General features: G+C 47.4%; 1 protein-coding gene. It reads right to left on the bottom strand.

Annotation, left to right across the window (positions count from 1 at the left end; translation table 11 throughout):
* The coding region (locus R7Z50_RS28655) for an amino acid permease (RefSeq protein WP_318149902.1) at positions 1 to 580 on the bottom strand (580 nt) is incomplete at its 3' end.
* Positions 581 to 622 lie beyond the last annotated feature (42 nt).

Here is a 622-nt window from a genome sequence, read left to right as displayed (position 1 = left end):
ACATCACACCAAGTGCCGCGGTGATAGACCAAATGGACTCTGTTGTGAGAGTCGGCATTGAAAGATCTGCGCTATTGATTTCGCCTTTAAACAAAAATGCCCCAACCAAAGAAAAAACACTCAATGCGATGACGGTTTGCAAGCGCCCTGATGATTTGGTGCCCAATAGGGTGACCAATATGAGCAGAAAAACCGTCAATACTTGCGCAAATAAGTGGTTGTTGATTGGAGTAGGAAGCAGTTGTTGAAGAAAACCTGCTGCAAGAGCAATCGCGGCAGGTACGCCAACGGGAATCACACTGACAAATAGCCAAGCGACGCTGCTTTCCAATCTCGAGTTAAAAGCTTGACGCACAAAAAATGCCGTGCCGCCAGCATTCGGGTAACGCTTACCAAGTTGGGCAAAAGTCAGCGCAATTGGACAAATCGCGATGAATAAAAGGACCCAAGCCCACAAAGAAAAATGGCCAGCGATTCCTGCCGCGATAGCGGGAATCATAAACAAGCCTGTTCCCATCAAGGTTGTGGACAACTGGGCGATACCGGAGATAAGAGAGATGTCTTTTTTTAGCTGTTCCATGCGTTTCTCGGACGTTTTATTTAAGTGCGCGTTCCATGCTGC

It is taken from the genome of Vibrio sp. 1249-1, from assembly GCF_033340495.1.
This window is presented reverse-complemented; position numbering and strand designations above follow the sequence as displayed.